The sequence below is a fragment of the Klebsiella sp. JN_Kp126 genome (assembly GCF_033843325.1).
In the GTDB taxonomy this organism is placed as follows: Bacteria; Pseudomonadota; Gammaproteobacteria; order Enterobacterales; family Enterobacteriaceae; genus Klebsiella; species Klebsiella michiganensis.
The window spans coordinates 96,222-118,286 of the sequence record NZ_JAWXQV010000057.1 but is presented as its reverse complement, the minus strand read 5'-3'; the positions used below and the strand labels follow the sequence as shown (position 1 = coordinate 118,286).

The 22,065-nt window shown below is 50.3% G+C and carries 19 protein-coding genes; 10 read left to right on the top strand and 9 right to left on the bottom strand.

The genetic code is table 11. From position 1 onward, the window contains the following. The first annotated feature begins 179 nt into the window (after nucleotides 1–179). The 3 genes from SIK97_RS13680 (at nucleotide 180) to ugd (ending at nucleotide 4,317) form a co-directional block, all read left to right on the top strand. A complete protein-coding gene (locus SIK97_RS13680; RefSeq protein WP_057173233.1) occupies nucleotides 180–1,595 on the top strand; it encodes a mannose-1-phosphate guanylyltransferase/mannose-6-phosphate isomerase in 1,416 nt (471 codons plus the stop codon). A 22-nt stretch (nucleotides 1,596–1,617) separates the two neighbouring features. Next, nucleotides 1,618–2,988: an O9 family phosphomannomutase RfbK gene (rfbK, locus tag SIK97_RS13675; protein WP_057173232.1), complete on the top strand. Its 1,371-nt coding sequence runs from the start codon at nucleotides 1,618–1,620 to the stop codon at nucleotides 2,986–2,988. Nucleotides 2,989–3,150: 162 nt separating this feature from the next. Further along, a complete protein-coding gene (gene ugd / locus SIK97_RS13670) occupies nucleotides 3,151–4,317 on the top strand; it encodes a UDP-glucose 6-dehydrogenase (RefSeq protein WP_057173231.1) in 1,167 nt (388 codons plus the stop codon). A 566-nt stretch (nucleotides 4,318–4,883) separates the two neighbouring features. Here ugd and SIK97_RS13665 read toward each other — a convergent pair. Together SIK97_RS13665 and SIK97_RS13660 are read right to left on the bottom strand one after the other, a co-directional pair. Next, entirely contained in the window at nucleotides 4,884–5,006 is a 123-nt protein-coding gene (locus tag SIK97_RS13665) for a small membrane protein (protein ID WP_004138729.1), read from the bottom strand. A 471-nt stretch (nucleotides 5,007–5,477) separates the two neighbouring features. Continuing rightward, a complete protein-coding gene (locus tag SIK97_RS13660; protein ID WP_057173230.1) occupies nucleotides 5,478–6,482 on the bottom strand; it encodes an NAD-dependent epimerase in 1,005 nt (334 codons plus the stop codon). 1,305 nt (nucleotides 6,483–7,787) lie between these two features. Here SIK97_RS13660 and SIK97_RS13655 point away from each other — a divergent pair. The 7 genes from SIK97_RS13655 (at nucleotide 7,788) to SIK97_RS13625 (ending at nucleotide 15,861) form a co-directional block, all read left to right on the top strand. Further along, nucleotides 7,788–8,555 carry an ABC transporter permease gene (locus SIK97_RS13655; RefSeq protein WP_004138730.1) on the top strand — a complete coding sequence of 256 codons (768 nt, stop codon included), beginning with the start codon at nucleotides 7,788–7,790 and terminating at the stop codon, nucleotides 8,553–8,555. After that, complete coding sequence (locus SIK97_RS13650; protein WP_004852439.1) at nucleotides 8,555–9,295, top strand: ABC transporter ATP-binding protein; 741 nt, start codon at nucleotides 8,555–8,557, stop codon at nucleotides 9,293–9,295. Before SIK97_RS13655 ends, SIK97_RS13650 begins: the two co-directional genes overlap by 1 nt. 13 nt (nucleotides 9,296–9,308) lie before the next feature. Further along, the gene (locus tag SIK97_RS13645; RefSeq protein ID WP_057173229.1) at nucleotides 9,309–11,201 is read left to right on the top strand and encodes a DUF4422 domain-containing protein; all 1,893 of its coding nucleotides are present in this window, start codon (nucleotides 9,309–9,311) and stop codon (nucleotides 11,199–11,201) included. Nucleotides 11,202–11,219: 18 nt separating this feature from the next. Beyond that, on the top strand, nucleotides 11,220–12,374 hold the full coding sequence (gene glf, locus SIK97_RS13640) for a UDP-galactopyranose mutase (RefSeq protein WP_004852435.1): 1,155 nt from the start codon (nucleotides 11,220–11,222) through the stop codon (nucleotides 12,372–12,374). Then, nucleotides 12,371–13,264 carry a glycosyltransferase gene (locus tag SIK97_RS13635; RefSeq protein WP_057173228.1) on the top strand — a complete coding sequence of 298 codons (894 nt, stop codon included), beginning with the start codon at nucleotides 12,371–12,373 and terminating at the stop codon, nucleotides 13,262–13,264. The genes glf and SIK97_RS13635 overlap by 4 nt, the downstream gene beginning before the upstream one ends. Beyond that, complete coding sequence (locus SIK97_RS13630) at nucleotides 13,265–14,410, top strand: glycosyltransferase family 4 protein (RefSeq protein ID WP_025107744.1); 1,146 nt, start codon at nucleotides 13,265–13,267, stop codon at nucleotides 14,408–14,410. Nucleotides 14,411–14,541: 131 nt separating this feature from the next. Continuing rightward, nucleotides 14,542–15,861 (top strand): glycosyltransferase, encoded by a 1,320-nt coding sequence (locus SIK97_RS13625; protein WP_057173227.1) that lies wholly within the window; start codon nucleotides 14,542–14,544, stop codon nucleotides 15,859–15,861. An 83-nt stretch (nucleotides 15,862–15,944) separates the two neighbouring features. Here SIK97_RS13625 and hisIE read toward each other — a convergent pair whose 3' ends face one another. The 7 genes from hisIE to hisD are packed head-to-tail and all read right to left on the bottom strand — an operon-like array spanning nucleotide 15,945 to nucleotide 22,049. Continuing rightward, entirely contained in the window at nucleotides 15,945–16,544 is a 600-nt protein-coding gene (hisIE, locus tag SIK97_RS13620; protein WP_004122447.1) for a bifunctional phosphoribosyl-AMP cyclohydrolase/phosphoribosyl-ATP diphosphatase HisIE, read from the bottom strand. Next, nucleotides 16,538–17,314: an imidazole glycerol phosphate synthase subunit HisF gene (gene hisF, locus SIK97_RS13615; protein WP_014230048.1), complete on the bottom strand. Its 777-nt coding sequence runs from the start codon at nucleotides 17,312–17,314 to the stop codon at nucleotides 16,538–16,540. Before hisF ends, hisIE begins: the two co-directional genes overlap by 7 nt. Then, entirely contained in the window at nucleotides 17,296–18,033 is a 738-nt protein-coding gene (hisA, locus tag SIK97_RS13610; RefSeq protein WP_025107742.1) for a 1-(5-phosphoribosyl)-5-[(5-phosphoribosylamino)methylideneamino]imidazole-4-carboxamide isomerase, read from the bottom strand. Before hisA ends, hisF begins: the two co-directional genes overlap by 19 nt. After that, nucleotides 18,033–18,623: an imidazole glycerol phosphate synthase subunit HisH gene (gene hisH, locus SIK97_RS13605; protein WP_046877512.1), complete on the bottom strand. Its 591-nt coding sequence runs from the start codon at nucleotides 18,621–18,623 to the stop codon at nucleotides 18,033–18,035. The genes hisA and hisH overlap by 1 nt, the downstream gene beginning before the upstream one ends. After that, the gene (gene hisB / locus SIK97_RS13600; protein WP_025107741.1) at nucleotides 18,623–19,690 is read right to left on the bottom strand and encodes a bifunctional histidinol-phosphatase/imidazoleglycerol-phosphate dehydratase HisB; all 1,068 of its coding nucleotides are present in this window, start codon (nucleotides 19,688–19,690) and stop codon (nucleotides 18,623–18,625) included. The genes hisH and hisB overlap by 1 nt, the downstream gene beginning before the upstream one ends. Beyond that, on the bottom strand, nucleotides 19,687–20,748 hold the full coding sequence (gene hisC, locus SIK97_RS13595; RefSeq protein ID WP_014230044.1) for a histidinol-phosphate transaminase: 1,062 nt from the start codon (nucleotides 20,746–20,748) through the stop codon (nucleotides 19,687–19,689). Before hisC ends, hisB begins: the two co-directional genes overlap by 4 nt. After that, the gene (gene hisD, locus SIK97_RS13590) at nucleotides 20,745–22,049 is read right to left on the bottom strand and encodes a histidinol dehydrogenase (RefSeq protein WP_032719822.1); all 1,305 of its coding nucleotides are present in this window, start codon (nucleotides 22,047–22,049) and stop codon (nucleotides 20,745–20,747) included. The genes hisC and hisD overlap by 4 nt, the downstream gene beginning before the upstream one ends. Nucleotides 22,050–22,065 lie beyond the last annotated feature (16 nt).

Below are 22,065 nucleotides of genomic sequence, written 5' to 3'. Positions count from 1 at the left end.
CCAGGTTGTTTTTTAATTCAAAAATATCAAATCGTATTTAATTTTTTGATTGAACCTGTAGTGGTTTATTCCTGTCTTGTTTATGTGGTATTTCTTTATTTGCACTTTTAATTGAGTTTGCAAATAAAGAAGATATTACTTCCATCACGTCACATTTAATATTTATTAAGGATTTTATCATGTTACTTCCTGTGATTATGGCGGGTGGCACCGGTAGCCGCCTGTGGCCAATGTCCCGTGAACTCTATCCCAAGCAGTTTCTCCGACTGTACGGGCAGAACTCCATGTTGCAGGAAACCATCTCACGCCTCTCCGGCCTGGATATTCATGAGCCCATGGTTATCTGCAATGAAGAGCATCGCTTTCTGGTTGCTGAACAGCTAAGACAGCTCAATAAGCTGTCGAAAAATATCATCCTTGAGCCGGTAGGCCGCAACACGGCGCCGGCTATCGCCCTCGCAGCATTGCAGGCAACGCAGAATGGCGATGACCCGCTGATGCTTGTCCTGGCAGCGGACCACATCATCAATAATCAGCAGGTCTTCCACGACGCCATCAGCGTTGCGGAGCAGTATGCGCAGGCTGAACATCTGGTCACCTTCGGTATCGTTCCGAACACCCCGGAAACCGGCTACGGCTATATCCAGCGCGGCGATGCGCTGGGGGAAGGGGAGCATACGCCTTATCAGGTCGCCCGCTTTGTGGAGAAGCCGGACCTGGAGCGTGCGCAGGCCTATCTGGCCTCCGGGGAATATTACTGGAACAGCGGTATGTTTATGTTCCGGGCGAAAAAGTATCTCTCCGAGCTGGCAAAATTCCGCCCGGATATTCTCGAAGTCTGCACGGCTGCGGTCAATGCGGCCGATAGCGGCAGCGACTTTATCAGCATCCCGCATGAGGTGTTCAGCACCTGTCCCGACGAATCCGTTGACTATGCGGTAATGGAAAAGACCGCCGATGCGGTGGTGGTGGGGCTGGACGCGGACTGGAGCGACGTCGGCTCATGGTCAGCCCTGTGGGATGTTAGCCCCAAAGATGAGCTTGGCAACGTGCTGAACGGCGATGCCTGGGTGCACAACAGTCAGAATTGTTACATCAACAGTGATGAAAAGCTGGTGGCGGCTATCGGCGTGGAGGATCTGGTGATTGTCAGCACCAAAGACGCGGTTCTGGTAATGAATAAAAACCGCGCTCAGGATGTGAAAAAAGTCGTGGAATACCTGAAGAACAACCAGCGTAGTGAATATAAACGTCACCGTGAAATTTACCGTCCGTGGGGACGCAGTGACGTGGTGGTACAGACACCGCGCTTTAACGTTAACCGTATCACCGTCAAGCCGGGAGGAGCATTCTCCATGCAGATGCACCATCACCGCGCCGAGCACTGGGTGATCCTCGCTGGGACGGGGCAGATAACGGTCAACGGCAAGCAGTTCCTGCTGACTGAAAATCAGTCGACCTTTATTCCTATCGGCGCCGAACACTGCCTCGAGAATCCGGGGCGTATCCCGCTGGAAGTGCTGGAGATCCAGTCCGGCTCCTATCTGGGCGAAGACGACATTATCCGTATTAAAGACCAGTATGGTCGTTGCTAATTTGTATTTAAGGATTAAATAGATGGCAAAATTAAACTGTTTTAAAGCTTACGATATTCGCGGCGAACTGGGCGAGGAATTAAACGAAGATATTGCCTACCGCATTGGACGAGCCTATGGCGAATTCCTGAAACCAAAAACGATCGTCGTGGGCGGCGATGTGCGCCTCACCAGCGAGTCGCTGAAGCTGGCGCTGGCCCGCGGGCTGATGGACGCCGGCACCGACGTGCTGGACATTGGTCTGAGCGGTACCGAAGAGATTTACTTCGCCACCTTCCACCTGGGCGTGGACGGCGGGATAGAGGTGACGGCCAGCCATAACCCGATGAACTACAATGGCATGAAGTTGGTTCGTGAAAATGCCAAGCCCATCAGCGGGGACACCGGGCTGCGCGATATCCAGCGTCTGGCGGAAGAGAATCAGTTTGCGCCGGTGGACGCGTCCCGTCGCGGCACCCTGCGTCAGATATCGGTCCTGCAGGAGTACGTGGATCACCTGATGGGCTACGTGAACCTCGCCAGTTTCACCCGCCCATTGAAGCTGGTGGTTAACTCCGGCAATGGCGCCGCCGGTCATGTGATTGATGAAGTAGAAAAACGTTTTATAGCTGCAGGCGTGCCGGTGACTTTTATTAAGGTGCATCACCAGGCGGATGGCAACTTCCCGAATGGTATTCCGAACCCGCTGCTGCCGGAGTGTCGCCAGGACACCGCGGATGCGGTGCGCGAGCACGGCGCGGACATGGGTATCGCCTTTGACGGCGACTTCGACCGCTGCTTTATGTTTGATAACGATGCAGAATTTATCGAAGGGTATTATATTGTTGGCCTGCTGGCGGAAGCGTTCCTGCAGAAGCAGCCTGGCGCCCGTATCATTCACGACCCGCGCCTGACGTGGAATACGGTGGATATGGTAACCCGTAGCGGCGGCACTCCTGTGATGTCGAAGACCGGGCATGCATTTATTAAAGAGCGGATGCGTCAGGAAGATGCGATTTACGGCGGGGAAATGAGTGCACACCATTATTTCCGCGACTTCGCCTACTGCGACAGTGGGATGATCCCGTGGCTGCTGGTGGCGGAGCTGCTGTGTCTGAAGAACAGCCCGCTGAAGGCGTTGGTGGCGGACCGGCAGGCGGCGTTCCCGGCGTCCGGGGAAATTAACCGCAAGCTGGAGAATGCGACGGCGGCAATTGCGCGCATCCGTGAGCGCTATGAACCGGATGCCGTCAACGTGGACACCACCGACGGCATCAGTATTGAATATCCGGAGTGGCGTTTTAACCTGCGCAGCTCAAACACCGAGCCGGTAGTGCGCCTCAACGTCGAGTCAAAAGCTGATGATGAATTAATGAAGGCTAAAACAGAAGAAATATTAGCTTTACTGAAATAGAAATTATTCTGCTTAGAGCCATAGGGTTGATGTATGGAATTATGCATAACCTTATGGCTCTTTCTTGACTTCCCATCTTTCTGAGAGTAAAACCGCCACAAGCGTTGATTACCAGGGTGGCTAATATGCCGCCGTCCAGTTAACTGATTAAAGTGTGATCGAATGAAAATTACTATTTCCGGTACCGGTTATGTTGGTTTATCGAATGGCATCCTGATTGCGCAAAACCACGAAGTGGTAGCGCTGGATATCATTCAATCCAAAGTTGATATGATTAACCAAAAGATTTCTCCGATTGTCGATAAGGAGATCCAGGAATATCTGGCGGAAAAACCGTTGAATTTTCGCGCGACAACTGACAAGCATGATGCCTATCGTGATGCAGATTATGTCATTATCGCTACGCCCACTGACTACGATCCGAAAACGAACTACTTCAATACTACAAGTGTTGAAGCCGTTATTCGTGATGTCACCGAGATTAACCCAGACGCGGTAATGATTATTAAATCCACCATTCCCGTTGGCTTTACGCGTGATATTAAAGAGCGCCTGGGCATTGATAACGTCATTTTCTCTCCTGAGTTTCTGCGTGAAGGCCGCGCGCTTTACGATAACCTGCACCCGTCTCGTATCGTCATTGGCGAACGTTCAGAACGCGCGGAGCGTTTTGCTAATCTGCTGAAAGAAGGCGCGATTAAGCAGGATATCCCGACGCTGTTTACTGACTCTACCGAAGCTGAGGCGATTAAGTTATTCGCCAATACCTACCTGGCGCTGCGCGTAGCCTACTTTAATGAGCTGGACAGCTATGCTGAAAGCCAGGGTCTGAACAGTAAACAGATCATCGAAGGCGTGTGTCTCGATCCGCGAATCGGTAATCACTATAACAATCCATCCTTTGGCTATGGCGGCTACTGCCTGCCGAAAGATACCAAGCAGCTGCTGGCAAACTACGAATCTGTACCGAATAACATCATCGGTGCCATCGTCGATGCTAACCGCACGCGTAAAGATTTTATCGCTGACTCTATCCTGGCGCGCAAGCCTAAAGTCGTAGGTATCTATCGCCTGATCATGAAGAGTGGCTCCGATAACTTCCGCGCTTCCTCAATTCAGGGCATCATGAAGCGTATCAAAGCCAAAGGTATCCCGGTCATTATCTACGAACCGGTTATGCAGGAAGATGAGTTCTTTAATTCCCGCGTGGTTCGCGATTTCGACGCGTTCAAACAAGAAGCTGACGTGATTGTCTCAAACCGAATGGCTGAAGAGCTGTCGGATGTCGCTGACAAAGTGTATACCCGCGATTTGTTCGGTAGTGACTAAATCCCCCCTCTGGCCGGGAGATGCGCTGTCGGCCAGAATTTTCCTCTTTCCTGAAGGGGTCAGCTATTCGCCTGACGAATCATATTGCCCCTCTTCCCCGGCCCAACTCCCTAAAAAACGTGACCTCGCTTAAATTCTTCAATCGATCATCTTGTCCCAACCATTGAGGTCGGATATGTTAAATTCACCTTGTGAAGAGCTACCGTCACTGTGATGTAGACGCTGGAGATAAGCGCCGGAAGGTAAAACAGAGCCTGCTTGCAGGCTTTTGTTGTTTCTGGATCCCGGGTTCTCAGGCGTACTGCGTTGCAGTGAGGCGCTGATTGATATTTACACGGGGAGGGACGGGATCTTTCAAGGGAAGGGCGCAGGCATAGCAAACGCAAGCCATTCATGGCCGTGAGAATAGCGTGCTGATACTAAGGGTATAGTATCAGTTTAATATGACATTTTAAAAGATATCCAATGCCAGCTGTAAAGACTATGCGTATCCCCACCGCTGGCAGTGTTTTATTCTTATATTATTATTTCCTATGCCTGTATTATAATTATATTAAGTTTTCTTTTCACCACTTTCGTTTGTTAAAAGTCAGCTTGGTCTTTTTCTGATCTTTGATATAAGAAATCAGAAAATAGACTGAAACAATCAACAGGATGGCAGCAACTGCTAAGAAAATTATGTTTGCCATAATGCGTACCAGAATGAAAGGAATGTTATAAATCCATTTGCCTGCGAACTAATATCTCTGCAAAAGCATGCCTTTGCCTGCTTAACATAGCCTGAATTTAAGAAAATTCCTATATGGTATTTGTGGTTTTTTTTTGAGAAAAGTGGAAAAAACTTTTTCATTGCCGTTACGTTGAACAATAGCGCTGTGGCCGACTTTGCTGGCAGACTGATGAGCTGGGGATTGTTTCCTTTATAAGGTAATGCTCTTCAGTGAGGGTAATGGAAGTGGCTTAGATGATAGTTTGTTGAAGGTTTTGTTTGCTTCGTGTTAAATCTGCGTTTAGGTATTGTGTGGTTTCAGCGGCAGGCCATGAATAAATGGCGTCTCTCAACTCGCAGCTGGATGGATAAGTTTATCCAATGACCATTTCCGATATAAAAAAGCCGCAGTAGCGTTCTGCTGCGGCTAAATCCACAATGCCTGATATGACTACGCCTTGTAATAGGCTTTATACCAGTCAACGAAGTTCTTCACCCCCTGGCTAACCGTCGTTTGCGGCCTGAATCCCACCGCATCATACAGCGGCCTGGTATCTGCGCTGGTTTCCAGCACATCGCCGGGCTGTATCGGCATCATATTTTTCTCCGCCACCATCCCCAGAGCCTCTTCCAGAGCAGTGATGTAATCCATGAGCTCAACCGGTGAGCTATTCCCGATGTTATACACCCGGTATGGCGCCGAGCTATCCGCTGGTGAACCCGTTTCAACGGTCCATTCCGGATTAGGCTGCGGGATAATGTCCTGCATCCTTACAACCGCCTCAACGATATCGTCAATGTAGGTGAAGTCGCGCTTCATCTTGCCGTAGTTGTAGACATCAATACTCTTACCCTCAAGCATGGCTTTCGTAAACTTGAACAGCGCCATATCCGGACGGCCCCACGGGCCATAGACGGTGAAGAATCTCAGTCCGGTGGTTGGGATGCCATAAAGATGCGAGTAGGTATGCGCCATCAGTTCATTTGCTTTCTTGGTGGCGGCATACAGCGAAACCGGATGATCAACCGAATCCTCCGTAGAGAACGGCATTTTACGGTTCAGGCCATAGACCGAACTGGATGAGGCATAGAGCAAATGCTCAACGTTGTTGTGTCTGCAGCCTTCAAGAATGTTCAGATAACCAATCAGGTTAGCATCAGCGTAAGCGAACGGGTTTTCCAGGGAGAAGCGAACCCCTGCCTGCGCGGCGAGATGGATCACTCGGTTAAATTTCTCGTTAGCAAAAAGCCGGGCAATACCTTCACGATCCGCGAGATCGATTTTGTGAAAACTGAACAGTGGAGATTGCAGTAAATCCAGACGGGCCTGCTTAAGATTGACGTCATAATAGTCGTTCAAGTTGTCGAGGCCGACAACCTCATGACCCGCCTCCAGAAGGCGCTTGCAGGTATGAAAGCCGATGAATCCTGCGGCTCCAGTTACTAAAAATTTCATATTCATCCTCTGGGGTGACTGTGTCCCGCTATCTATTCGTTGATTTTACACTGGCTTGCCGCGTGGATCACCTGCTTTACCGTTGCTGATTATGTTCATGTGTTCGTTGGGGAAGCGCTGGCGTCCGGATATCAATGGGGTTGTACTGGCGTTCTGTAGTTTGAATGAAATTCATTATCTGTGCTTTATGATTAGCAAGATAATGATTGCGTATGGTTTGATCGTGTACTTAGGATTCCCTGTGCTGCCAGAACGGTTTATGCCCCGGAGAAATAACGCAGATTAAAATTGATTTTATGTTTGAGTTTACAATTATTTCACATTGAAGGTGGGTTTTTAAAGTTTTCCTTTTAAAATCAAATGGTTATTTTAGTTGCTGTATTTTGTTTAAATTATGTTTACCCCCTGAATCATTTGCAATATGAATTGATTGGCAACGTATTTTCATTTTTATTCCTATAGACCAGCGCTATAATGCTGCTGCTCATTTGCATGACCATTGTGTTGTCAGCTTAATCAGCTATCCTGTGCGCAGCATTAAATATGACACTAAACTGATTGTTGGCGTCATTTCAATCAATATTGGAGCACAGTTTGCGCTGATTCATCAGAAGATGAATGGGTAGATAACGGAGACAGAGCCCTGTGACGCATGAAAAACAGGCTTGTCGGAAGAGCGAATTGAGAAATTCCTGATGGATGAGGCGAAAGCAAACAGCGAGAGTGTGCCCCTGCTTGAATCTTTATCGTTTTCAAGCGAGCAACACCCGGTGTCACGGGCGGCCACTTTTTCGACAGCCGCTGTTTAACGTCAGGACGGCGTTGAGCCAGTGCGCTGTGGTTGTAATAACCGGCGCTGGAGATGTTGACAGACAAGATAGATGAATCATTACGCAGTTTGGTTGCGACAGCCAAGGGCGGTAGCGTGATTTAAAGCTATCTCATAACATTAAGGGGAGGGGGTATCTGACTGTAAAATAGCAGTTTTTACTGTTTGCCATGAAACAGCACATTAACTGGTCATCTCCAGGTCAGCATCTCACTTGTCCCAGTTCGGTATGCAAGATCTACAATGGTCGGCTGCTGCCAATGCATTAAAGCGGAGACAAAACTCGGGAAAATCTTGCTTTAATCTATGTGCTTAGGTTTTCAGCTCGTATGCTCAAGTCACGGTATCTACCGGCAATCTATAAGTTCGGGCGTTAGAGCTATCGCAGCTGACGGGGGTTTAGTCAGCTACAACGCGAAATCTAAAGTGCATAACAAAATGCTTAAAATTTCGTAGAATAATTTATGAGTATAAAAATGAAGTATAATCTAGGGTATTTATTTGACCTGCTTGTTGTTATCACTAATAAAGATCTAAAGGTACGGTATAAAAGTAGCGTGTTTGGTTATTTATGGTCAATTGCCAATCCTTTGCTTTTTGCGATGATCTACTATTTTATTTTCAAACTGATCATGCGTGTTCAGATACCTAATTATACCCTTTTTCTAATAACGGGGCTGTTTCCCTGGCAGTGGTTTGCAAGCTCAGCAACAAATTCACTTTTTTCATTTATTGCTAATGCGCAAATTATTAAAAAAACTGTATTTCCGCGCTCAGTTATCCCGCTCAGTAATGTCATGATGGAAGGGTTACACTTCTTGTGTACCATTCCTGTCATCGTCGCTTTTCTTTTTGTATACGGTATGCGTCCTTCGCTTTCGTGGCTGTGGGGAATACCGCTCATTGCTATCGGGCAGGTGATATTCACCTTTGGCATATCCATAATCTTTTCAACGTTGAATCTATTTTTTAGAGATCTGGAAAGATTTGTGACTCTCGGTATTATGTTAATGTTCTACTGTACGCCCATTTTATACGCATCCGATATGATTCCGGCAAAATATAGCTGGGTTATTGACTATAACCCTCTGGCGAGTATGATTTTAAGCTGGCGCAACTTATTTATGGATGGGGTTTTAAACTATGAGCATATTTCAGTATTATATTTGACGGGTATAGTGCTGACGGTTATCGGTCTGAGTATTTTTAATAAATTAAAATATCGCTTTGCAGAGATCTTGTGATGGAACCAGTAATTGATTTTAATAATGTGACAAAAGAGTATCCACTTTACCATCATATTGGCTCAGGTATTAAAGATTTAATATTTCATCCCAAAAGAGCATTTCAATTACTGAAGGGCCGCAAATATCTTGCTATTCAGGATGTTTCTTTTACGGTCGGTAAAGGAGAGGCCGTTGCGCTCATCGGGCGAAATGGCGCAGGTAAAAGCACATCTTTGGGGCTGGTTGCCGGCGTGATAAAACCCACAAAAGGATCGGTCACCACGCGTGGGCGAGTCGCTTCAATGCTTGAGCTGGGCGGCGGCTTTCATCCAGAATTGACGGGGCGCGAGAACATTTTTCTTAATGCCACACTTCTTGGGTTACGCCGTAAAGAGGTGCAGCAGCGAATGGAGCGCATCATTGAATTTTCCGAATTAGGAGAATTTATCGATGAGCCGATCCGCGTCTATTCTAGCGGTATGCTAGCGAAGCTTGGTTTTTCTGTTATCAGTCAAGTTGAGCCTGATATTTTGATTATCGATGAAGTGCTTGCCGTCGGCGATATTTCTTTTCAGGCCAAATGTATCAAGACGATTAAAGAGTTCAAAAATCGTGGCGTGACAATATTGTTTGTTAGCCACAACATGAGTGATGTGGAAAAGATATGCGATCGGGTTGTCTGGATCGAAAATCATCGTCTGCGGGAAATCGGTTCTGCTGAAAGAATCATCGAACTGTATAAACAAGCAATGGCCTAAATCTGGTAATTAAATGAATAGTATTAAGATCTATACCTGTCATCATAAGCCGAGCGCATTCCTTAATGCATCGATTATCAAACCATTGCATGTAGGTAAAGCCAACTCCTATAATGATATCGGCTGTATTGGCGATGATACAGGTGATAATATTTCGTTTAAAAACCCTTTTTACTGTGAGTTAACAGCACATTATTGGGTTTGGAAAAATGAATCTCTTTCTGATTATGTCGGCTTTATGCATTATCGCCGACATCTGAACTTTTCCTCAGACCAGAGCTTTCCCGAAGATAATTGGGGCGTTGTTAATTCACCCGTTATTGATGCAGAGTATGAAAAACAGTTTGGTTTAACCGACACGGCAATCCAGGATTGTATTTCAGGGTTTGATCTGCTGTTACCAAAGAAGTGGTCTGTGACCTCTGCCGGCAGTAAAAATAACCTCGATCATTATGAGAAAGGTGAGTTTTTACATATAAAGGACTATCTGGCTGCCCTGGAGGTTGTCGAAGAGCTTTATCCGGATTATAAAGCGGCTATTCAGCAGTTTAACAATGCCAAAGATGGCTATTACACGAACATGTTTGTGATGCACAAAGATATGTTCGTGGATTATTCAGAATGGCTCTTCGCGATTTTGACTAATCTTGAAAGCCGCATCTCTATGAATAATTATAACGCGCAAGAAAAGCGTGTTATTGGACATATTGCTGAGCGTCTTTTTAACATTTATATTATTAAGCAGCAGCAAGACCGGGCCCTGAAAGTTAAAGAACTTCAGCGCACTTTCGTGACGAATGAGACATTCAACGGCAAGCTGGAACCGGTTTTTCCTCACGCTGCGCCGATAGTCATCAGTTTTGATGACAACTATGCCATCAGCGGTGGAGCCTTAATCAACTCCATTGTTCGTCATTCTGATAAAAACACCCATTATGATATTGTTGTGCTGGAAAATAAGGTGAGTAACCTTAACAAGCAGCGCTTACTAAAACTGGTCTCGGCCCATACAAACTTTTCACTGCGTTTCTTTGATGTGAATGCCTTTACTGAATTGAATGGCGTACATACCCGCGCGCACTTTAGCGCATCAACCTATGCTCGCTTGTTTATTCCGCAGCTTTTCCGTGAATATGAGAAGGTCATTTTTATCGATTCCGATACTGTGGTGAAGGCCGATCTTGCGACTTTGCTTAATGTCGACCTCGGCACAAACCTTGTTGCCGCCGTTAAAGATATCGTGATGGAAGGCTTCGTCAAGTTTGGTGCGATGTCGGAGTCGGCAGATGGCGTGATGCCCGCCGGCGAGTATCTGCAAAAAACGCTTAAAATGACCAATCCGGATGAGTATTTCCAGGCGGGAATTATCGTTTTTAACGTTGCCCAGATGGTGCAGGAAGATACCTTCTCCGCGCTGATTAAGACGCTCAAAGAGAAGAAGTACTGGTTCCTCGACCAGGACATCATGAACAAAGTCTTCTATGGCCGGGTTGAGTTTTTACCGCTGGAGTGGAATGTCTATCACGGTAATGGCAATACGGATGACTTTTTCCCCAATCTCCAGTTCGCAACATATATGCGCTTTTTAAAAGCCAGAAAGAACCCGAATATGATTCACTATGCCGGGGAGAATAAACCGTGGAATACGGACAAGGTTGACTTTTATGACGATTTCCTGGAAAACGTCATCAATACGCCATGGGAAAAAGAGACCTATTTCCGTCAGTTATCTCCGGTAAATTCATCAAGTCCTGCGCAAACTGCAGGACAAACGCCAGTTCTGCTTCAGACTAAGATCAAAAAAGCGTTGATGCCTTTCCTTAATAAATATGCTCCTGTCGGTTCACCGAGGCGAAACACGATAACAAAATACTACTATAAAGTTAGACGCTCAATTCTTGGTTAAGGCTGCTGGAGTTATATTATGAACAGTAAAAATATTCTCATCGTCGGAGCGGGTTTTTCCGGTGTGGTTATCGCACGCCAGCTCGCTGAACAAGGTCATCACATCAGAATTATTGACCAGCGTGACCACATAGGCGGTAACTCCTATGATGCGCGCGATCCGCAAACTGACGTTATGGTTCACGTTTATGGCCCGCATATCTTTCACACTGATAATGAAACAGTGTGGAACTATGTGACTCAGCACGCTGAAATGATGCCGTATGTGAACCGTGTCAAAGCAACGGTTAATGGCCAGGTGTTCTCTCTGCCGATCAACCTGCATACCATCAACCAGTTTTTTGCGAAGACCTGTTCGCCAGATGAGGCCCGGGCGCTGATTGCCGAAAAAGGGGATAGTTCGATCCTGGAACCGAAGACCTTTGAAGAACAGGCTCTGCGTTTTATCGGCAAAGAGCTCTATGAGGCGTTCTTCAAGGGCTATACCATCAAGCAGTGGGGGATGGAGCCCTCGCAGCTTCCGGCGTCGATTCTTAAGCGTCTGCCGGTTCGTTTTAACTACGATGATAATTACTTTAACCACAGATTTCAGGGCATGCCGAAACTGGGTTATACGAAAATGATTGAGTCAATCGCCAATCATGAAAATATTACCATCGAACTTCAGCAATCGTTTAACGCTGAAGAGAGAGAACAGTACGATCACGTGTTCTATAGCGGGCCGCTGGATGCTTTTTATTCCTATCAATATGGTCGCCTGGGCTATCGTACTCTGGATTTTGAAAAATTCACCTGGCAGGGCGATTATCAGGGCTGCGCGGTAATGAATTACTGCTCGCTGGATGTTCCTTATACCCGTATCACTGAACATAAGTACTTTTCGCCCTGGGAATCCCATGAGGGATCGGTCTGTTACAAGGAATACAGCCGCGAATGTGGTGAAAAGGATATCCCTTATTATCCGATTCGTCAGATGGGAGAGATGGCTTTACTCGATAAATATTTGTCCCTCGCGGAAAATGAAAAGAATATGACGTTTGTTGGCCGCCTTGGAACCTATCGATATCTGGATATGGATGTCACTATCGCTGAAGCATTAAATACAGCCGATAAGTACTTGTCCTCCCTTAGCAGTAATGAGTCTATGCCAGTATTTACGGTTTCTGTGCGATGAATTGCTCCGCATTAATAGTCACGTATAATCGTTTAGAGAAGTTAAAGCTGACTATTGCCAACACGGTGAAATTAAATTTTACCGCGATTGTTGTTGTCAATAACGGGTCCACGGATGGAACCCAGGCCTGGTTAGCCACCCTTAGCGACACGCGAGTGATTGTCCTTAATCTGCCATCCAACAGCGGTGGCGCGGGTGGCTTTAAGGCCGGGAGTCAATATTTATGCGACAACGTCGATAGCGACTGGGTTTTCTTTTACGATGATGACGCCTGGCCCGAGAGCGATGCGCTGGAAAAATTTGCCCAGCTAGAAAAGGCTAACTGTCGAGTGTTCACCGCTTTGGTCAAGGATCTTCAGGGGCAACCCTGTCCGATGAACATGCCTTTTGCCAAAGTTCCGTCGTCGTTTATGGACACATTACGCTACATCAGAAATCCTGCGGAGTTTCTTCCGTCAGTTTCCCGGGCGTGTGCGGTACAGACGGTTTCCTTTGTCGGTATGATTATTCAACGAGATGTGCTGCAAAAGCGTCTCCACAGTATTCACGACGAGTTATTTTTATATTTTGACGATCTCTATTTTGGCTATCAGCTGACATTAGATGGCGAAGCTATTCGCTATTCTCCCGAGGTCATCTTTACCCATGATGTGAGTATCCAGGGGAAATGTATTGTTCCCGAATGGAAGGTTTATTATCTTTGTCGAAATCTTATTTTGGCGAAGAGAATTTTTCCGCGAGTTGCCATTTTTAGCCGTCTCTCAATCCTTTTACGGTTGATTAAATATGTATCAATATTGCCATGGCAACGCAATAAATTGTTATATTTTAAATACTTGCGTCGTGGAATTATCCATGGTGTAAAAGGAATCAGCGGTAAGAATCATTAAGTGGATATAGCAATGAAAAAACTGTGTTATTTCATAAACTCGGATTGGTATTTTGATTTGCACTGGATTGATCGTGCGATCGCCGCCCGAGATGCTGGTTATGAGATTCACATCATCAGTCATTTTGTCGACGGTAAAGTGCTGAATAAATTTAAAACATTCGGTTTTAAGTGTCATAATGTCCCACTTGATGCTCAATCATTTAATGCATTAACTTTCTTTCGGGCCTTTTTTGCCTCCCGAAAGCTCATTAAAGAAATTAATCCCGACCTTTTACACTGTATCACTATTAAACCCTGTCTGATCGGTGGGCTCCTGTCCAGGACAAACAACCGTCCCGTCATCGTGAGTTTTGTCGGTCTGGGCCGTGTATTTTCAGGTGATACGGGTTTGCTTAAGCTATTGCGCAATATCACCATCATGGCCTACAAATATATTGCCAGTAATAAGCGCAGTATATTTATGTTTGAGCACGATAAAGATCGTAAAAAACTGGCAGGTTTTGTCGGGATTGACTATCAGCAGACTATTGTCATCGATGGCGCGGGTATCAATCCGGAGATCTATAAATATTCTCTGGAGCAGGAGCGTGACGTTCCGGTTGTGCTGTTTGCCAGCAGAATGCTCTGGAGTAAAGGGCTCGGGGATTTAATTGAAGCCAAGAAAATCCTCGAAGCAAGAAATATTCATTTTACGCTAAACGTTGCCGGGATACTCGTTGAAAACGATAAGGATGCTATATCCCTTGCGGTGATCCAGCAATGGCATAAAGAAGGCCTGATTAACTGGTTGGGTCACAGCTCTAACGTTTGCGACTTGATCGAGGAGTCGAACATTGTGGCATTACCTTCGATCTATTCCGAAGGCGTGCCGCGTATTCTGCTTGAGGCTTCCTCGGTTGGCCGGGCCTGCATTGCCTACGATGTTGGCGGCTGCGATAGCCTGATCATTAATAACGATAACGGCATTATCGTGAAAAGTAACTCTCCGCAGGAGCTGGCCGATAAGCTTGAATTCTTGTTAGCCAATCCCAAAGCACGAGTAGAGATGGGTATCAAAGGACGGCAACGCGTTCAGGATAAGTTTTCTAGCGGTATGATCATTAGCAAGACCTTAAAGACTTATCATGATGTGGTTCAGGGATGATGTAACGCAAGAGATTACAGCTTCATGTAAATCAAACACCTCCGAAGCGGTTACATTTTAAGCTATGTAACTGCTCAGCAAACGCATGATGAGTTTAATGATTGCGTGCCTCTTATTTTGAAGGTGATTGAATGTCTGATGAATCAAGTAACGTTATTGTATCCGTTATTATCCCTGTCCATAACGCCGCGGAGTATATTGCTGAGACGCTTACTACGGTGTTAGCCCAGTCTTTAAAAGAGATTGAGATTATCCTTGTTAACGATAGCTCAACGGATAATACTCTGGATATTGTCGCTAAAATAGCCAGTGAAGATTCGCGAGTCCGGGTTATCACCAACCCGAGCAACGTTGGTGGCGGCGAATCGCGAAATATCGGCCTACGTGTAGCGACCGGCGAATACATCATTTTCCTCGACGATGACGATTACGCCGATAAAGAGATGTTAAAGAGAATGTCCGACCGGGCTACGGCCCTGCAAACGGATGTTGTTATCTGCCGGTGCCAGTCAGTCGATTTGCAAACCAATACCCGTTCTCCCATGCCTTTGTCGGCGCGTGAGGATTTACTGCCTGAAAAAGAGGTCTTCTCTTCACGGGAAATTGCTGACGATTTTTTCAGAGCCTTTATATGGTGGCCATGGGATAAGCTCTTCAGACGCGAGGCTATCCTGGCAATGGGCCTGGAGTTTCAACCGCTGAGAACCACAAACGACCTGTACTTTGTGAGTTGTTTCATGCTGTTAGCAAATCGCATCTCTCTGGTTGATGAGATCTTAATCTCTCATACTATCCACCGCGCTGAGTCGCTTTCCTCCACCAGAGAAAATTCGTGGCACTGCGCGCTGCAGGCATTAACTTCGCTACGTTTGTTTATGCAAGATCGTGATTTACTGGCGTCCAGAAGTCGTGATTTTAATAATTACGCCGTTGTTTTTCTTGAGTGGCATCTCAATACGATTTCTGGCGGTACGTTTAACCCGTTGTTTAATGAAGTAAAGTCGTTCATCTTATCTTTAGAAATCGACTGTGATGACTTTTATGATGACTTTATCAAAGCTGCGTATGGCCGGATCGTTAATCAGTCAGCGGAAGAGTATATTTTTTCTCTGAAAGACAGAGCATTACGCGAGCTTGAACATGCACAAATGTTGAACTCAACGCTGCAGGAAGAAATGACTTCTCTTAAACAGTCGACGGTATCTCAGCGAAGTGAAATTGATGTTCTGAAGGCGCAGGTTAGCGATAAAACCACCATTATCCACGAGCTTGAACAGCGGAATGCGCGTTTAGAGGACGAGTATCAAACTCAGCAACAGAAATTGCTCAGCATTGAAAATGCGTACCATGAGCTGACTCAGCGCTATACAGATTTAGTCTCATCTTTGTCATGGAAAATGACGAAACCATTGAGGCTAGTTAAAGAAATAACCGCACGAAAAAAGTCATGACGTCGATAAACCGGTGATATCAACCAGCGCGCTGGCGATGTTGATATTGCAAGGGAGGCGTCATGCCGCCTCCCTTTGATCACTTACTTATGCCTGCTCCGCAGGTTTTCCACCACATCCGTTAAATTCAGCCCCTGATCCTGCAGCAGCACCAGCAGGTGATACATCAAATCCGACGCTTCATTCTTCAGTTCGAACTGGTCATGCACCGTTGCGGCCAGCGCGGTCTCAACGCCTTCTTCCCCCACCTTCTGCGCAATACGTTTGGTGCCGCTGGCGTACAGCTTCGCGGTATAGGAGCTCTCCGGATCGGCGTGTTTGCGTTCCGCCAGCAGCTGCTCCAGCTGATATAAGAACAGCCACTGATGGCCGGTTTCGCCAAAGCAGCTTGAGGTGCCTTTATGGCAGGTTGGGCCAATCGGATTAACCAGCGCCAGCAGGGTATCGTTATCGCAATCCGGGGTGATGCTCACCACGTTGAGGAAATTGCCCGAGGTTTCCCCCTTGGTCCACAGACGCTGTTTGGTCCGCGAATAAAAGGTCACCTTGCCGGTCTCTTCGGTTTTCGCCAGCGCATCCTGATTCATATAGCCCAGCATCAGCACTTCACCAGAAACGGCGTGCTGCACGATGACCGGCATCAGACCGTCGGTTTTTTGCCAATCCAGCTGTTCACTTAACATACCCTAATCTCCACGCCCTGTGCTGCCAGGTACGTTTTCAGTTCACCAATATTAATAATTTGCTTGTGGAACACCGAGGCGGCCAGCGCGCCGTCGACGTTAGCGTCGCGGAAGGCTTCCAGGAAGTGCTCCATGGTGCCCGCGCCGCCGGAAGCAATCAGCGGCACGTGGCACACGGCGCGGACCTTGCTTAACTGCGCCAGATCGTAGCCGTTACGCACGCCGTCCTGGTTCATCATATTGAGGACGATCTCGCCGGCCCCGCGCTTTTGCACTTCCTGCACCCAGTCCAGGGTTTCCCACTGCGTCACCCGCGTCCGGCTCTCATCGCCGGTATACTGGTTGACGTGATACTTACCGCTCGCGGCGTCAAACCAGGTATCGATGCCCACCACAATACACTGCACGCCGAAACGGTCGGCCAAGCGGGTAATCAGCGTCGGATCCGCCAGGGCAGGGGAGTTGATGGAGATTTTATCCGCGCCGAAGGAGAGGATTTGCGCCGCATCGTCCAGCGACTTAATGCCGCCGGCGACGCAGAACGGAATGTCGATCACTTCCGCGACCCGCGATACCCAGCTTTTGTCCACCACGCGGCCGTCGCTGGAGGCGGTGATATCGTAGAACACCAGCTCATCCGCGCCTTCGTCGGCATAGCGTTTTGCCAGCGGGACGATATCACCGATGATTTCGTGATTACGGAACTGCACGCCTTTCACTACCTGGCCGTCGCGAACGTCGAGACAGGGGATTATCCGTTTTGCCAGCATTGAATGGCCTCCGTTACGTTAAATTTACCTTCCAGCAGCGCCCGGCCGACAATCACCCCGCGCACTCCGGTTCCGCGCAGCGCGGCGATATCATGCAGATCGCCAATGCCGCCGGAAGACTGAAACGCGACCTGTGGATAGCGGGCGCAAACTTCTTCATACAGCGAGACGTTAGACCCGGCCAGCGTCCCGTCGCGGGAAATATCGGTACACAGCACGTGCTGCAGGCCGACGGACTGATAGCTCTCCACCAGCTCCTCCAGGGTTACGCCGGAGTTCTCCTGCCAGCCGCTGACCGCCACCTGCTTGCTGCCTTCCGCGTCAATCCGCACGTCAAGCGCCAGCACCAGATGCTGCGGGCCAAAACGCGTAAACCAGCCTTTCACCACTTCCGGCGACTTCACCGCCGTCGAACCCACCACCACGCGCGCCACGCCTGCATCAAGCAGGGCGGCCACGTCTTCTTCCGTCCGCACGCCGCCGCCAACCTGCACCGGCACGTTCACGCCGGCAACCAGCGTTTTCAGCAGCGGGATCTGGCGCTTTGCCGGATCTTTCGCCCCGGTCAGGTCGACCAGGTGCAGCACTTCGGCCCCCTGGGCGGCATAGGATTGCAGGCGCGGCAGCGGGTCGTTACCGTAGTCGCGCTGCTGAGCGTAATCGCCCTGATGGAGACGGACGACCGTGCCGTCAATTAAATCTAAAGCAGGAATAATCATCACATCTCCAGGAAGTTTTTCAGCAGCTGCGCCCCGGCGCTGCCGGAGCGTTCAGGGTGGAACTGGACGCCAAAGAAGTTATCTTTCTGCACCGCCGCGGTGAAGGCCTCGCCGTAGCTGCACTGGGCGATGGTATTGACGTTGACCGGCATCGCGTAGCTGTGGACGAAGTAAAAATACGCCCCGTCTTCAATGCCGCGAAACAGACGATCGCCCGCTTTGGCGTATACCCGGTTCCAGCCCATATGCGGCAGCGGCAGGCCGTGGTCGGTCATTTTCGGCACCTCCTGGTCGATAATGCCCAGCAGGTCAACGCCGTTATTCTCCTCGCTGCGTTTTCCCAGCAGCTGCATGCCGAGGCAAATGCCCAGCACCGGCTGGGTACAGGCTTTAATCAGCTCGATCAAATCGCGCTCGCGCAGCTGGTCCATCGCCGCCTGAGCCGTGCCCACTCCCGGCAGAAACAGTTTATCGGCGCGCAGCACCACATCCGGGTCGCGGCTGACCTGCGGCTCGTAGCCGTGGCGGCTCACCGCGGATTTCACCGAATTGAGGTTGGCGCAGCCGGTATCGAGGATCACCACGTTCATCAGAGTACCCCTTTCGAAGACGGCAGCGTGTCGCCCTGGACGCGAATCGCCTGGCGTAGCGTGCGGCCGAAGGCCTTAAACAGGCTCTCTACGCGGTGGTGGTCGTTTTTGCCCTTGGTTTTCAGGTGCAGAGTGACCGCCATGGTATAGGAGAGCGAGCGGAAGAAGTGTTCCACCATCTCGGTGCTCAGATCGCCAACGCGCTGATAGGTAAAGTCGGCTTTGTATTCGAGGTGCGGACGGCCGGAGATATCCAGCGCGCAGCGGGCCAGGCATTCGTCCATCGGCAGCACAAAGCCGAAACGGCCGATACCGCGCTTGTCGCCGAGGGCCAGCTTCAGCGCTTCGCCCAACGCGAGCCCGGTATCTTCCACGGTGTGGTGATCGTCGATATAAAGATCGCCGCCGACGTTAATCTCCAGGCGGAAGCCGCCGTGGGTGGCGATTTGGTCAAGCATATGATCGAAAAAGCCGACGCCGGTGGAGATTTTGCTGCCGCCTTCGCGGTCCAGCCACACTTTCACATCCACCTGGGTCTCTTTGGTGATGCGCTCAACGTGGGCGTAGCGGTCGCGGCGGGTTAGCTGTTCGCAAATGGTCGGCCAGTCCAGCTTTTCGCGGTCATAGCGCAGGCCGGTAATGCCCATGTTATCCGCCAGCTGGATATCGGTCGCGCGGTCGCCAATCACGTAGCTGTTGGCGGTGTCCATCACCCCTTGCTCCAGCCACGGCAGCACCAGTTTGGTTTTCGGCTTGCGGCAGTCGCAGTTATCCGCCGGGAGATGCGGACAAATCAGCACCTCGTCAAAGTTGACGCCCTGCGAGGCGAAAATCTGCATCATCAGGTTGTGCGGGCCGTCGAACTCGTCCTGCGGCAGGCTGGCGGTTCCCAGCCCGTCCTGATTGGTGATCATCACCAGCCTGTACCCTTCCTGCTGCAGCTTCAGCAGGGCCGGGATCACCTGCGGCTCAAACGCCAGCTTATCGAAGCGGTCTACCTGAAAATCAACCGGTGGCTCGGAAATCAGCGTACCGTCACGGTCAATAAAGAGAAACTTCTGGGTCATACATTCTCCGCAGTCAAAGCGTCAATGACGCGCTGGCTCTCTGCACGGGTACCGATAGTGATACGCAAACAGCCGCTTAATGAAGGTTGTTTATTCTGGTCACGTAAGATAATGCCCTGATCCCACAAAGATTTAAATACCGCGCTGGAGGCGGTGATCCGCGCCAGAACGTAGTTGCTCTCGGAATCGAACACCTCTTCAACGCAGGCAATGCTGCGCAGCTGGCTGACCAGATAATCGCGTTCGCCGAGGATCTGCGCCACGCGTGCCCGCATGGCGGCAATGCCTTCCGCGCTGAGCGCCTGGGCGGCGATGTCGGCGACCGGCGTCGAGAGCGGATAAGGTGCGATAACCTTCATCAGCACGTTAATCACCTCGGCGTTGGCGAGGGTAAAGCCGCAGCGCAGTCCGGCCAGGGCGAAGGCCTTGGAGAGGGTACGCAGAATTACCAGGTGCGGATACTCGTTGAGCCAGGTCGCCAGCGTGGCCTGCGGGCAGAACTCAATATAGGCCTCATCCGCGACCACGATAGCTTTACCGCGCGCCATCTCCAGCAGGGTGCGAAAATCTTTCGGGTTGATAATCTGCCCGGTCGGGTTATTCGGGCTGCAGACGAACACCACTTTCACGCCGTCAAGATTGGCCGCGATGCCCGGCAGATCCAGCTGCCAGTCGGCGAGGGTGGGCACCGTACGGCAGGTCACGCCGATGGTTTCGGCGCTGACGCTGTACATGCCGTAGGTCGGCGGGCAGTAGAGCACCGCATCCTGGCCCGGCTCGCAGAAGGCGCGGATCAGCAGTTCAATGCCTTCATCGGCGCCGCGGCTGACCAGCACCTGCTCCGGCTTGACGCCCGCATACTGCGCGTAGCGTTCAATGACCGCTTTCGGCTGCGGTTCCGGATAGCGGTTCATCGTCTGCTCGGTCAGCTGAAACGCGACCGCGGTCGGGAATTCGTTGGCATTCAGCCAGACGTCGCCTTTACCGCCCAGACGGCGAGCAGATTGATACGGCGTCAGCGCGCGAACGTTGGCGCGGGCTAAATCTTCGATGCTCATGCTTGCTCCTTAAGGGCTGCGACGCGCAGCGTAACGGCGTTTTTGTGGGCGTCCAGACGCTCGGCGGCGGCCAGAATCTCAATCGTTGAGGCGAGGGCGGCAAACCCGTCGCGCGACAGCTCCTGCACGGTCATGCGTTTCTGAAAATCCGCCAGGCCGAGGCTGGAGCAGGTGGCGGTGTAGCCGTAGGTCGGCAGCACGTGGTTGGTGCCGGAGGCGTAATCGCCGGCGGACTCCGGCGACCAGTCGCCGAGGAATACCGAACCGGCGCTGGTAATGCCGTCGACCAGTTCGCGGGCGTTGCGGGTCTGAATAATCAGGTGCTCCGGACCGTACTGGTTGGAAATCTCCACGCACTGGGCGATATCGCGCGCCACGATGATGCGGCTGGCGGAGAGCGCCCCGCGGGCCGTTTCCGCACGGGACAGCGCGGCCAGCTGGCGCTCAACGGCTTGCGCGACGCGGGTGGCCATCTCGCTATCCGGCGTCAGCAGGATCACCTGCGAATCCGGGCCGTGCTCCGCCTGGGAAAGCAGGTCAGAGGCGACGAAATCCGGGGTGGCGCCGCTGTCGGCGATCACCAGCACTTCCGACGGCCCGGCGGGCATATCGATAGCCGCACCGTCAAGACGCTGGCTGACCTGGCGCTTGGCTTCGGTCACGAAGGCGTTGCCCGGGCCAAAGATTTTATCGACCTTCGCCACCGATTCGGTGCCGAACGCCAGGGCGGCAATCGCCTGCGCGCCGCCGACGTTAAAGATATTGCGCACGCCGCACAGTTGGGCGGCATAGAGGATTTCATCGGCAATCGGCGGCGGCGAGCATAGCACCACCTGCTGGCAGCCCGCGATGCGCGCCGGCGTGGCGAGCATCAGCACCGTGGAGAACAGCGGCGCCGAGCCGCCGGGAATATATAAGCCGACGGAGGCGATAGGGCGGGTCACCTGCTGGCAGCGTACGCCCGGCAGGGTTTCCACATCGACCGCCTGCAGCCGCTGCGCGTTGTGGAAGGTTTCGATATTTTTGACCGCCACGGCCATCGCCTGCTTGAGCTCGTCGCTCAGGCGCGCGCCGGCGGCGGCAATCTCTTCGTCGCTGACCTTCAGCGCCTTGACGTCGGTTTTATCGAACTTCGCGCCGTATTCGCGCAGGGCCGCATCGCCGTTGTCTTTAACGTTATTCAGGATCTCCGACACCGTCTTGCTGATGCTCTCGGAGGCGGAAATGGCCGGGCGCGTTAAGAGCTGTTGCTGTTGTTCTGCGCTACAGCCGTTCCAGTCGATAATTGTGTTGAAGCTCATGGTTGTTTCCCCTGTT